Source organism: Corynebacterium choanae (assembly GCF_003813965.1).
Lineage (GTDB): Bacteria > Actinomycetota > Actinomycetes > Mycobacteriales > Mycobacteriaceae > Corynebacterium > Corynebacterium choanae.
In genome coordinates this window covers 1,692,539-1,705,248 of sequence record NZ_CP033896.1, presented here as the reverse complement: position 1 = coordinate 1,705,248, position 12,710 = coordinate 1,692,539, and the positions used below count along the sequence as shown (strand labels likewise).

10 protein-coding genes are annotated in these 12,710 nt (G+C 55.8%); 2 read left to right on the top strand and 8 right to left on the bottom strand.

Features of this window, described 5'->3' with window-relative positions; genetic code table 11:
- Positions 1 to 18 precede the first annotated feature (18 nt).
- Positions 19 to 990 (bottom strand): hydrogen peroxide-inducible genes activator, encoded by a 972-nt coding sequence (locus CCHOA_RS06150; protein ID WP_123928261.1) that lies wholly within the window; start codon positions 988 to 990, stop codon positions 19 to 21.
- Between the two features lie 292 nt (positions 991 to 1,282).
- On the opposite strand from CCHOA_RS06150, the gene CCHOA_RS06145 reads away from it, so the two are divergent.
- Entirely contained in the window at positions 1,283 to 1,531 is a 249-nt protein-coding gene (locus CCHOA_RS06145) for a hypothetical protein (RefSeq protein WP_123928258.1), read from the top strand.
- A gap of 136 nt (positions 1,532 to 1,667) precedes the next feature.
- Here the strand turns inward: CCHOA_RS06145 and CCHOA_RS06140 are convergent, their stop codons facing one another.
- The 3 genes from CCHOA_RS06140 to CCHOA_RS06130 form a co-directional block, all read right to left on the bottom strand.
- Positions 1,668 to 2,198, bottom strand: coding sequence for a PTS sugar transporter subunit IIA (locus tag CCHOA_RS06140; RefSeq protein WP_164472408.1), 531 nt, complete (start codon positions 2,196 to 2,198; stop codon positions 1,668 to 1,670).
- Positions 2,199 to 2,443: 245 nt separating this feature from the next.
- A complete protein-coding gene (locus tag CCHOA_RS06135) occupies positions 2,444 to 4,984 on the bottom strand; it encodes a DEAD/DEAH box helicase (protein WP_123930925.1) in 2,541 nt (846 codons plus the stop codon).
- Positions 4,985 to 5,232: 248 nt separating this feature from the next.
- Positions 5,233 to 6,660: a PAC2 family protein gene (locus CCHOA_RS06130; RefSeq protein WP_123928252.1), complete on the bottom strand. Its 1,428-nt coding sequence runs from the start codon at positions 6,658 to 6,660 to the stop codon at positions 5,233 to 5,235.
- Between the two features lie 450 nt (positions 6,661 to 7,110).
- Here CCHOA_RS06130 and CCHOA_RS06125 point away from each other — a divergent pair, with 450 nt between their 5' ends.
- Positions 7,111 to 8,337: a DUF4192 family protein gene (locus CCHOA_RS06125; protein WP_123928249.1), complete on the top strand. Its 1,227-nt coding sequence runs from the start codon at positions 7,111 to 7,113 to the stop codon at positions 8,335 to 8,337.
- Positions 8,338 to 8,488: 151 nt separating this feature from the next.
- Here CCHOA_RS06125 and galE read toward each other — a convergent pair whose 3' ends face one another.
- The 4 genes from galE to dtd form a co-directional block, all read right to left on the bottom strand.
- Positions 8,489 to 9,475 (bottom strand): UDP-glucose 4-epimerase GalE, encoded by a 987-nt coding sequence (gene galE / locus CCHOA_RS06120; RefSeq protein ID WP_123928246.1) that lies wholly within the window; start codon positions 9,473 to 9,475, stop codon positions 8,489 to 8,491.
- A 447-nt stretch (positions 9,476 to 9,922) separates the two neighbouring features.
- Positions 9,923 to 10,603, bottom strand: a complete 681-nt coding sequence (locus CCHOA_RS06115; protein ID WP_123928243.1) for a metal-dependent transcriptional regulator — start codon at positions 10,601 to 10,603, stop codon at positions 9,923 to 9,925.
- A gap of 328 nt (positions 10,604 to 10,931) precedes the next feature.
- On the bottom strand, positions 10,932 to 11,930 hold the full coding sequence (locus tag CCHOA_RS06110; protein WP_123928240.1) for a sigma-70 family RNA polymerase sigma factor: 999 nt from the start codon (positions 11,928 to 11,930) through the stop codon (positions 10,932 to 10,934).
- 228 nt (positions 11,931 to 12,158) lie between these two features.
- Entirely contained in the window at positions 12,159 to 12,593 is a 435-nt protein-coding gene (gene dtd / locus CCHOA_RS06105) for a D-aminoacyl-tRNA deacylase (protein WP_123928237.1), read from the bottom strand.
- Between the last annotated feature and the right edge of the window lie 117 nt (positions 12,594 to 12,710).

Sequence of the window (12,710 nt, the reverse complement as noted above, 5' to 3'; positions counted from 1 at the left end):
GCGCCGTGGGAATGGCTTTTAGTACCTGTCGATAAGGGTTGGGCCGGTTTCGCCGCTGAGCGCTCGTCGGTAGGCTCCGGTGACCAGTTCAGCGAACTTGGCAAATTCTGCGTCACGGGCAGATGATGAACGGTAGGCCAAAGCGATGGTGCGTTTGGCAGTGACATGCGGTGCAAACCGGGCGATACCGACAGTTTTGCGGCCACATTCCACCTCTATAGCCGATTCGGGAACGAGTGTTGCCCCAAGACCACCGGCGACACATTCAATCACTGTGGTCAGGCTGGCAGCACGGGTGGTAATCGACGAGTTCGAATGGATGGACACATCCGACTGGTGGCACAGATCAATGATCTGATCCCGTAAACAGTGCCCATCGTCAAGCAGGAGCAGCTCTAGGTTGAGTGTGCGGAGTTCATCTAGTACTACGTCATCCCTGCCGGCGAGCGGGTGCTGCGGGGGAACGACGACAACGAAATCTTCGTCATACAGGGGAATTTCGGTAATGCCGGTGATCCCGATCGGTAACGCCATGACTGCACAGTCAATTTGGCCATCTTTGAGTGACTCAAGCAGATGCTTGGTTTGATCTTCGACGATGCACGGTTCAGTGGCCGGGAGTCGTTCAGCCAACAGGCGCAGCACATTCGGCAAAATATAGGGGGCAATAGTGGGAATCATGCCGATGGTCAATGGCCCTACGAGATCGCCGTTGACGCCGCGGGCAATGTTGGCGAAGTTTTCGGCTGCTTCAAGCGTTGATTTTGCAAAAGGCAGGAGCATTTGACCGACAGGGGTGACAATGACCTTTCGGGTGGATCGCTCGATGAGTTGTACCCCGAGACCGGCTTCTAATGCGACCAGTGCCTGCGACAGCGACGGCTGTGAGATCGCCAGTTTTTGTGCTGCGCTGCCGAAATGTTTGTTCTCGGCGATGGTGACAAAGGTGCGGATTTGAGCCAATGTCGGCTTGTACTCCTTATTGCTCATAACTATCACTGTAGAACACCACGCTTTGAGAAGCTAAATCGAACAACAAGGCTATTGCTCATTGTTTCGTGCTATCAATCATTGGTGCTGTATTCCAGCAAGCCCACCGCAGCGCACCTGGCTTCCCTAATATCGGTGATGTGCAGCGCAAGCGCTGAACGCGCTAGGATGCAATCGACAACCAAACGGGCAATTCTGCGCTCATTGGTAGGTTTGCTAGCACGCTGCTAGCGTTGAGTCTGCCGGCGCAGCAGCGGGGAACACAAAACTTTTGAGAGGGCGGCAGGCACACATGCGGGTACAGGTTTGGGCACTTTTAGCGTTGGTGGCTGCAGTCACCTTGCTGTTTCGGGTCACCCGCCGCCGCCACCGGAAAATCAGCCGGATTGTGATGGGGGTTGCCGCAGGTGCACTGGTTGCAGTCGCGGTGGTGTTTGTGGTGGGCGTGCCCCGATGGAGTGTGCTGCGAGAGTTATTGCACCCCAAACACACCCCAGTTGAGCAGCAGTGGTCAGCATCGCTGCCACAGGCAGCTGAATAATGCCGTTATCTACTCGGAAATTCTCGCTGTCAGGCTTTGCAGCAAGCCGGCTAGCCCTGCTGCTGCAGCAGACCACTGCACTAGGGATCCAAAGGGGGCAGTGGTCTATCCTCGACCACTCGTTGCATGACCGTGCTTATGGTAGGAAATACTGCTCAGAAGAATGATCGGCGGCAGGGGAGGGGTCAGTGTTTGCTGGCTGGGGCTGATCGTCGAGTAGATAAAACAGCGGGTCGCCGGGTCGAACCGAAGTCGGATTGACACTGCGAATCGTGTGCAGCCCGCGACCAAGCACCACCACGGGGCAAATTCCAATACAGCCATGTTCCCGCAAGATCTCAGGGCGGTAGGTAATCATCGGCTGCCCCTGACTGACCTGCTGACCTTGTTCAAGATGGGCGATAAACCCTTCGCCCTGGAGGCGAACAGTATTGATCCCAATATGGGTCATGACCGCCTGACCACCCTCGGTGAGGATGACATAAGCATGCGGCAAAAGACGGATCACTTCCCCAGAGACCGGTGCAAGCATGGTCACCGAATTGCCGCTTGGTGCCGGCGCGAGAGCAATCCCATCCCCAACCGAGCGGGAAGCGAACACCGGGTCAGGTGTTTGCGCCAAGTCGATCACCTGCCCCGCACACGGGGCGCACACAAGTTCCGGCACGGATGCTCCTAGCGTAAAATCAGGACGGTTCGGCTTGAACAAGCCCACGGCACCACCACCGAGGCTTCACCAATATCCCACACCAATATAGGGCACAACGTGGGAATCACCTACTTGATATCCCCCGACCAGGGGCATGGCCAGGGAGTTTTTCGCCATATTTGGGCGACCAACAGCTATCCGAGAACCTTTTTCGGGGTAGGGGAGGTAAGATGCCGCTTGTGCGATCTGCCGCGGTGAACGGGCTAATGGGCGCTCCACAGAAGCTTGCTCAGCCGCACTTCACCGGCCGCATCGGTGGCATCCAAATCAACGACTGCGGTAAACGCATACGCCCTGCTGTCTTCTGGATCCTTGATGATCTGCCGCACCACCCATTCCCGCGGTGCCGAATCGTCAATGCTGAAATACGTCGCCGAACGGGCATCCTGATCAAGCAGCACATCGTCAAACTCATCAAAATACTCATCCATGGCGGCGCCAAATTCACAGCAATCCTCCGGGGCAAGATAATCCAACATGGTGTGTAAGGTTTCTTCCTGTTCGTCGGCAAACAGCTGCACAAGCCGGAATGCAAAGTTACGCACCATAATCGTGAGCGCCCGCCGGTTCGCCGACAGCACAGTCGGATCAGCGACCCCGAAAGCCACCTCCGCCAGCGTTTCAGATTCCACCGGGGCATCCGGATCAGCTAACAGTGCCCATTCATCCAACAGTGAAGAATCCACCTGACGAATCAGCTCGCCGAGCCAGATGAGAATATCCGCCAGCTCTTCGTTGCGATATTCTTCCGGCACGGAATGCTGCAGGGTACGCCACGCATCGGTGAGATAACGCAACACCACCCCCTCAGAACGCGCCAGCCCATAGGTGCTGATCAGATCACTAAACGTCATGCCGCGCTCAACCATATGGCGCACAATCGACTTAGGGGACAGCTGAAAATCTTTCACCCACGGATGCCCCACGGCATAGGTGTCATAGGCCTGATCGAGTAGTTCAGCTAGTGGCTGCGGCCAAGTAATCTCATCCAACAGCGCCATACGTTCGCTATAGTCGACACCTTCAGCAAGAAGCGCGGCATGTTCCCGATCGCGGGCAGCCCGCTGCTGGGCAAGAAGTACCGCACGCGGGTCATCGAGCACAGCTTCAAATACCGATATCACGTCGTAGGCGTAGGTGTCGCTGTCTTTGTCCAACAAATCCAACGCAGCTAAAGCAAACGGTGCTAGCGGCTGGTTGAGGGCAAAATCCTCCTGCAATGCAGCAACCAAATCCCACCGCGAGGAACCGTCGGCCTGTTCAACACGCTGCACAATCTCGGCAGCAGCAAGCCCCCGAAACAGTTCAATCGCGGTGCGAATATCACTATTTTGCCGCGACCGGGGATTGTGAGAACCGCGCAGCAGATGCTGAAAATGAGCAAAATGATCGCCGCCGCGCGCCAGCACATTCAACAACATTGAGGTGGACACAGCAAACTGGCTGACCAACGGTTCCGGTTCCGCCTCGATCAGTTTTTTATAAGTATTTTCACTCCACGTCACCGTTCCGGCAGGGGCGGCTTTCTTCCGGAGTTTCTTCAACTTCTTCGGATCAGACCCAGCCCGCTGGCGCAACCGAAAATTCTCAATCTCATGCTCTGGCGCTTGAATCACCACATAGCCGTGCGTGTCGAAACCCGCACGGCCAGCCCGGCCGGCGATCTGATGGAATTCCCGCGATTTCATAATGCGCTGTTTGGTGCCATCAAACTTCGCCAACCCGGTCATCAATACGGTTCGGATCGGCACATTAATACCCACCCCAAGAGTGTCGGTGCCGCAAATAATTTTCAACAACCCTGTTTGGGATAGCCGCTCAACCAGGCGCCGATATTTTGGCAGCATCCCCGCATGATGCACCCCAATACCTTTCCGCAGCAAGGAAGATAATTGTTTGCCGAAGCTGGTGGTGAAACGAAAATCACCAATCTCCTGCCGCAGCCGTTGTTGTTCTTCTTTCGTCAGCGGTGACAGCTTCGATAACGACTGGGCCCGCTCGGTGGCTTCCCGCTGGGTGAAATGCACCACATAGACCGGGGCTTGGCCGTCGGCTAGCAGTTGCTCCACAGTCTCCGGAACATGGGTGTAGACATAGTCAAACGTCAGCGGTACTGGCCGCTGTGCTCCCTCAATAAGCTGCGTATCCCGGCCGGTTCGCTGGTGAAGATCCTCCACCAGCCAAGCAGTATCCCCCAACGTGGCAGACATCAAAATGAACTGTGCCCGGGTCAGCTCTAGGAGGGGAACCTGCCACGCCCAGCCGCGCGCCGGGTCGGAGTAATAATGGAACTCGTCCATGATCACTTGATCAATCCGACTATCCGCACCTTCCCGCAGGGCGATATTGGCCACCACTTCGGCGGTTGCGCAGATAATCGGGGCTTTCGCATTGACGGTCGCATCGCCGGTCATCATGCCGACATTGTCAGCCCCGAACACTTCACACAAGGCAAAGAACTTTTCGCTGACCAGCGCTTTAATCGGTGCCGTGTAAAAACTGCGCTGCCCTTTGGCCATGGCGATAAAATGCGCCGCGATAGCGATCAGCGACTTCCCGGAACCGGTTGGGGTAGCAACAATCACATGGTCGCCGGCAAGCGCCGCAAAAGCAGCCTCCTCCTGATGAGGATAGAGCGATATTCCTTCATCCTTGCACCAGCCAAGAAAAGACTCCCAAATGGATTCATCCATCAACGAGGCAGGAACATCATCAAAATCGGGCAGCAGATCAGCAAGACTCACATCCACCTACCGTAGTGTGTTTCGCATCCTTGTGCAGCAGGAGCGAAAACCGGCCAGCCCTAGCCGTAGTCGCCGGGGGTGCAATGTACAAGGGTGTGTCACCCGCACCGGGCGGGCAGACATCCAACTAGATAGCAAAACGATCGACTGCCAAAACAACCCTTACAGAACAACGCTGCACAATCCCCGGCAGTGGCCCACACACCGGTACCACACCCGGTCAATACAGTACGGGACAGCCCGAGGGACTACTGCTCCCGGAGGCGCCGGACAAGCCGACGCAACAACCGCATCGACTCCCGGGAAGTGTTGTGTAGCGAGTGGTGTACACCGTCCAACGACGAGGTACTCTCCTGGTCTGCATCTGCCGAATCGGACTCAGCTGACACAGCACCATCACCATCGGAGGAGTCCTTCACATCCTGAGCGGACTGTTGCTGTGCCGCCGACAGATCATCGTCCGGACCAGTGTCGTCACTGGAAGCATCATGACCAGCTGCTGTCGACTTTTCAGACGTCTGCTTTGGCAGCGCCGAAGCATCCGGAACTGCCGCGGGAGAACCTGCGGAATCATCTTCATCCGACTGCACAGAAGGAGACGATGTTGCTGCCTGTTGGCTTGCATCCTCCAAGGGATCATGCCGATACAACTCCACCACACCGCCGTTATTAGCAGCTGAAGGATCCGATTCCATCCGCGGTCGCTTATCAAACACCGGCAGATCAGACCGCAACAACGATTGCCGCTCATCGTGATCGAGCGACGTGAGAAACGACTCGGCGGCTCGCCCAATCTCCTCCGGGGTCGGGGCCCCAGATTCACCCGGCGGAATCGCATCCGGAAACTGCTGCAAATACTGTTCAACAGTTTCGTCGAAATCCTGCTCCATAGCAGTCAAAAACTGGTCGGCCTGTGGAAGCTGCTGAATACGCGAGTCAATACTGAGCATTGTTTCCTGGGAATCCTGCTCCAGAGACAACAACGGCAGGTTCAACTGACCAGCCAACGACACCGCGTTTAACAACTTCAACGTCGCCGGGGCGAAAGGAGTGTCTTCAAGATAATGCGGCACATGAGTCGTATAGCCGGCAACCGCGCCACCATCCTTACTCAACTCCACCTCGATCAGGGAAGCCGCCGAACTAGGCAGCTGCATATCTTTCACAGCAGTCTTAAAAAACCGATCGATGAGAGCTGGTGTATTGCCATGAGCGGAGATCATCAACGGCCGAGTATGCGGCCACCTGCCAGGCACCGAATACAACACCAACGTCTGATCGATACGGAAATGGGCAACCAGTTCACTCACCGCGTGAGCAAACCCCTCCCACCGATAATCCGGTTCCGGGCCAGTCAACAACAGAAAAGGGCGACCATCACAATCCTGCAGCAGCTTCACCTCTAACTCGTGGCTGCCAACCCCAACAATCTGATTATCGCTGAGAATCATCGGCGGACGACGAGACCGATAGTCAATCAGTTGATCATGATCAAACGTAGCAACCGTGACATTATCCAGGCTTGCCGTGAGATACTCGGCGGCATGCTTGACCGCCGAACCGGCGTTCGCAAACCCATCGAGTGCAATAACTAACGTGCGCGGAATCCCCGCACCAGACATCCGTGGGGCAGGATACGCGAGTTCGTAGATTGCACGTGCTGCATCATCATTCATCAGCTTGTCCGTCCTTCCCTATGATGTAACTCCCATAAGCCAACCTGTGCACAAGCCTGCTGGCTCAACCTTAAAACCAGCACATCATGCGCACTCGTTGAGCATCCGGTGAACAGGGGAGTAAAGCGCCCATTGTACTGTGAGCGAGTTCGAATACAGTAACGCCACCGCCGATGTCATTCATTCCCACCCGGAATAAACCACTGGCAGCAACCCCAACCACCACCCGCCGGCGCAGTGGTTCACCAAGCTCAACCAAACCATCCCCAAATCCCAAGTCACACAGCAGAATTCCCTCGCCACAAGCCACCCAAAGCCGCACTGCAGCACAACTTCACAAGCCAGCAAACCCGGCTTGCTGTGGAGAAAAAAGAGCAGCAACACAGTTATCCCCAAGAAGCACCGGTCATCAGCTCGAAACCCTTGACAAGTTGGCAACACTATCCAGCTATGAGGAACTACTTCGAAACACCACGGACCGCATTCACCAACCTTCCCGGATACATTGGGTTTCACCCCACCGAGATGATCGTGCTCATCAACCACCTACGTCCCCTCACCGACAGCGACACCCCTATCACCGACACCGGAGTGTGCTGGCTTCCCCTATCCCCAACACACAACGAACTCGAAGCACTCTACGAATTCCTACCCAAACACGGCCACACCTACATCCTGGTCATCACCAGACGTCCACTGCACAACACCACCCTCGCCGCACTCCACCAACTCGCCAACTTCTGCACCAACCGGCATCGCCGATTAGCCGGAATCTGGAAAATCGACCGCATCGCCGCAGGACACCAATTCACCGCACTCACCAGCAGCAAAACCCCCGAAATAAAGCTCGCCGACCTTGCCACCAGCAACGGCATCATCGGAGATCTCGCCACCGCACCCGCCACCTTAGATCACACCATGCAAGTCGGCCGCGCGATAGCACACACCTTCACCCAAGCAATTGACGCCGTTGACCAGGCACACTTCCACAACCCAACCACCTTTAGCCACATCAACCAAGCCGAGGTCGAACAACTTCGCAAGTTCTTCGACACCTATGAAATGCTGCCGAAACAACAGGCCTACCAAGAGCTCTATACCATCACCGAACTGTTTATCCACCGACTCCACCAACACTGCACTGCAACCGGTAACACCGACTGGGTAGACGCCCCTAACGGTGAGCATCCCGACCCTGCATTGCAGCCCCGCTGGGACACCATTCCCACCCTCGACACCACAATCTTCGATCACAACGACGAAGCAGAATACCGCCGACTCATCGACCGTCTCCGCAACCTGAACGGTCCACAACTCCACGGAGTCAGCAAAGACGTCCTAGTCATTGCCGCCGCAATGATGAGCAACACCAAAACACGCGACTCGATACTAAGTTTCGCCGTTGAGCCCAATACCGCATCCCTGGTAAGACAATTGGCACTAGCAACCGCACAAGCAACAAGCGGCTCACAACGATTCGCAGCCCTTGGTGTCTATGCCGCCTGCCAATTCGGGCTCCACCAAGACATTGACGCACAGCTCACCCTGCACTACATACTCCACCATCAACCAACTAACCGGCTTGCCAGCCTCCTACTTCGGCTCAACAATGTCTGCGGCGCAGCCCCCGTCCGCAAAGCTTGCGGCATTGTCAGAGAAACCATCACACACCCCTAACAACAACAGCTCAGCGCAATTCCACCCACCTTTAGTAAAAAGCCAATGTCCCGGCGGGGGCACAGCACACCATCGCCGGGACATCTGCCAACCGTGCAGCCCCCTCACAAGTGAACACACACCAGATGAGCCGCACAAACGCACAAGCACATTAGCGTTTCCCTGCACTATAGGCACGATCACCAAGCTGGGAGGTAAAAGCCCACGCATCTTGAACAATCGTGTCCAAATCAGTCCGAGTCGGATTCCACCCCAACTCTTCTTGGATCTTTTCACTAGAGGCCACCAACACAGCTGGATCACCGGCGCGCCGGGGCGCTACTTCGGCGGGGATTGGATGACCGGTGTGTTTGCGACAAGCTGCAATCACCTCGTTGACGGAATAGCCGTCACCACTGCCCAGATTAAAGATTCGATGCTTGCCAGGGGTGTTGCTAGCCAATGCGAGCAGGTGCGCGTCGGCTAGATCCCGGATGTGGATATAGTCCCTGATGCAGGTGCCGTCCGGGGTCGGCCAGTCGTCGCCGAAAATCATAATCTTGTCGCGATGCCCGAGTGCCACCTGCAACACGAGCGGGATGAGATGCGTTTCGATGCGGCGGTTTTCACCAATAGTTCCATAGGCGCCGGCAACATTGAAGTAGCGAAGACTGGTTGCGCCTAGTTTATAGCCGCGGCAATACGATGCAATCGCATAGTCGATAGCAAGCTTGGTCGCCCCATAGGCGTTAGTCGGGTTCGTTGGGGCGTCCTCGGTAATCGGCACCTTGGTCGGTTCGCCGTAGGTAGCGGCAGTGGAAGAGAACACGAGATTGTTGCAATTGTGTCGGCGCATAGCTTCCAGCAACTGCAATGACGTGCCCAAATTATCCCGCCAATATTCGTCGGGAACTTGTTCACTTTCTCCCACCAACGAACGGGCAGCGAAGTGGATAACACCGTCGAAGTTGCCGTTGGCAAGCAGTTCGTCAGCGGCTTCGCCAGCATCAGCTTCAACAAATTTGGCGCCGTCAACGACTGCTTCCCGGGAGCCGGTAGTGAGATTATCCACCACTGTTACGTCGTGTCCGGCTTCTACCAGAACTGCCGTGCAGGTGGAACCAACATAACCGGCGCCGCCGGTAACGAGAACCTTCATCTTTGCCAAACTCCTTGTCGAAAAAGCAATAGCCCAGAACCATTAGAGCGGTATCCGGCCAAAACAGGCCTCGTGGCGGAGCGTTTGCAACACTCCCACGGCCTTCCTGGTTCAGCGGCGGAACTGCCTGTGCAGCGATCAACGAGACGTTGCAGGGCTATTGCGGGATCACTGCTTCAAAGTGTAGTCCGCACGCCATACAGATGGGGTGTCAGTGGGGAAAAGGGCGATGGCATTGCAGCAGTGCAGGACAAAGCTGTCGCTTCCGTGCTGCACCGGCTGGCTTAAGGAAAACACCCCAACCGGTGCGAAGGGGTGCAGCATCACGATAATGATGACGCAGCAACAGCGTCCCGGTTGGGGTGAAAAAGATTGAGGCCAGAGCCGTAGCAGTGGACTTGCTACCGGACTGCCACCTGAAGGTCTCTAGCGGCATCAGCGGCTTTCCTAGAGTCGGTGGATACGAATGGCGTGACACAAATCGTCGTCTACGTGTACTTCATGGTCGCCATTTCGCACAATCACCTGTTCACCGTCGACTTCGATAACGACTTCGGAACCAATACCGATTCCGGCGTTGGTCAATTTGCGGAGCTGATCATCGTGGAATTGGAAAATCTCGTTGAGCTGCACAATAGTGCACCGCCAAGGTTTCCCAGGTGGGAGATCGCAGGCACGTTCCCCGAATTCTGGGGTTTGTGCATCAGTGACCCCAAGTTCTTCCAAACCGGGAATGGGATTACCGAAGGGGGAGCGGTGGTATTCATCTAATACCTCGATGAGACGGCGCTCAACCTCGGTGGACATCACATGCTCCCAGCGGCAAGCTTCGTGGTGCACTTTGTGAATGTCGAGCCCAATCTTGTTGGCAAGCAGCTGTTCCGCAAGACGGTGTTTGCGCATCACTGCAATCGCATTTGCCCGACCAAGTTCGGTCATTTTCAGCGAGCGGTCATTAGCGACGACAACATAGCCGTCCCGTTCCATTCGGCCGACTGTTTGGCTTACCGTAGGTCCGGACTGGTCAAGCCGTTCGGCGATACGTGCCCGCAACGGAACGATGCCTTCTTCTTCAAGTTCGTAGATGGTACGAAGGTACATCTCCGTGGTATCGACAAGATCCTTCACTATACGGATCCTTCCTGCTGATCAATCGGTTGCGGTCGGTGCGAATATGCTGTGCAAAAGCCTGCTTGGCTCCTGCACTTATCCCGGTACTTTGGTGACTATCAAACTATAGTGCATTTGAGGCGTGTACCGCAGCGACCTGCGTTCACCAACGCATCTTGCAGCGGCTGGGTACACCGTTATTCTAGGGCATAGATAGCCTACCGCGAGGCGGCGTGCTGCGGCACATACTGTCCAGTTGGCTGCATAACCGGGGGAGTGCGTGAGTCGCGTCCGAAAATATGTACTCTCAACGGTTGTTTGAGGTAAGGCTCGAATGCTTTACCTGCTACATCGCGTATTCGCGCAGCTTGTCTGCTCGTTCGCCATCGCGCAGCTTTGCCATTACTTCCCGCTCAATCTGGCGAACCCGTTCTCGGGAAAGCCCGAAACGACGACCAATCTGATCGAGTGTTCGCGGAACCCCATCGTCGAGCCCATAGCGCAGACGAATCACTTCTTGTTCGCGGAGTTCAAGCGATGCGAGCACCGTGCGAATATCAGCGTGACGAAGCGAAGCCACCACCGACGCCTCTGCATCAGCGGCATCTGCATCCTCGATGAAATCACCTAGCGGAGCTTCTTCATCAGCGCCGACTGGCATATCTAGACTCACTGGATCCCGAGATTGTCGCAGCAACATCTCAATTTTTGACTCGTCAATACCGGACTCTTCAGCCAGCTCTTCATTGGTCGCCTCCCGTCCCAGGGACTGATACAGTTCGCGACGGATTCGGGACAGCTTATTGACCTGCTCCACGAGATGCACTGGCAGGCGAATTGTGCGCGACTGATCCGCCATGCCGCGGGTAATGGCCTGTCGAATCCACCAGGTGGCATAGGTTGAAAACTTAAAACCCTTGGTGTAGTCGAACTTTTCCATAGCCCGAATAAGACCCAAGTTTCCTTCTTGGATGAGATCAAGCAGCGGCATGCCACGATTGGTGTACCGTTTCGCCAGGCTCACCACCAAGCGAAGATTTGCCTCCAGGAGATGGGCACGCGCCTTCTTTCCCTGGCGGGCCAGAACCTTCAGATCACGTTTCATCGCCCGGGTCAGGTGCCGATCCGGATCGGTGAGAACATGCTCGGCATACAGTCCAACCTCAATCTGTTGCGCCAAATGCACTTCGTCCTCGGCAGACAATAATGCGGTTTTACCAATGCCATTTAAATAGACGCGGACAAGATCGGCGGAAGGATTATCGTTGCTATGGCCACGACGGCTGCCACGATCAACAACCTCCACGCCTTGGTCGTCGGACTCACTGACAGGTTCGGTGCTCACATGGGCCTCCTGATCCGAGTGGGGTATCACCACATGTAACGCAGTGAGGGTGTAAAAAGTTCCACTAGTCGGGAAAAGTCGGACATATAACGGGGGTGGGGTGGGGGTATCTTCGCGGAGGTCTGTCACATGGCCTGCGTGAATAGAACAATCAGACGGAGGGGGCTGTGGGGGAGCTACGGGCCTCGGTACTTAGCAGTTAGCAATAGTGTGTGGCATACGCGTCGACTAGCATTCAACTAGGACGGTGAAAGGGCCTTCATTGACCGAGCTCACCTGCATCATTGCGCCGAATCGGCCATGTTCCACAGTGATACCCCGTGCCCGCAGGCCGGCAATAATTGCATCGATCATAGGAGCTGCCATCTCCCCTGGGGCAGCATCCGACCAGGAGGGGCGACGCCCTTTGGCAGTGCGCCCTTGCAAGGTGAACTGGCTAACAACCAGCACCGGGGCGTCCACATCCTCCACTGACTGTTCGCCAGGCAAAATTCGCAATTCTGCAATTTTACGCACCATGGTGGCGATAGCTTGTTCAGAATCAGTACGTGCAACCCCGATAAGCGCCAAAATGCCACAAGTGTCGGGGCAGTCAATTGCCCCAACAGTTACTCCATCGACACGAACCGATGCTTGTGAAACAGTGGTGAGCACAGCTTTCATGGCAGCCAGTCTAGACCAAGCCAAGGAATTGAAACCCACCTGTATATCCGTTGGTTGCGTCACCAATCCCCAAGATTGCAGCCGAGCCGGCGCCATCGCGCCGCACGCCTGGCTGCT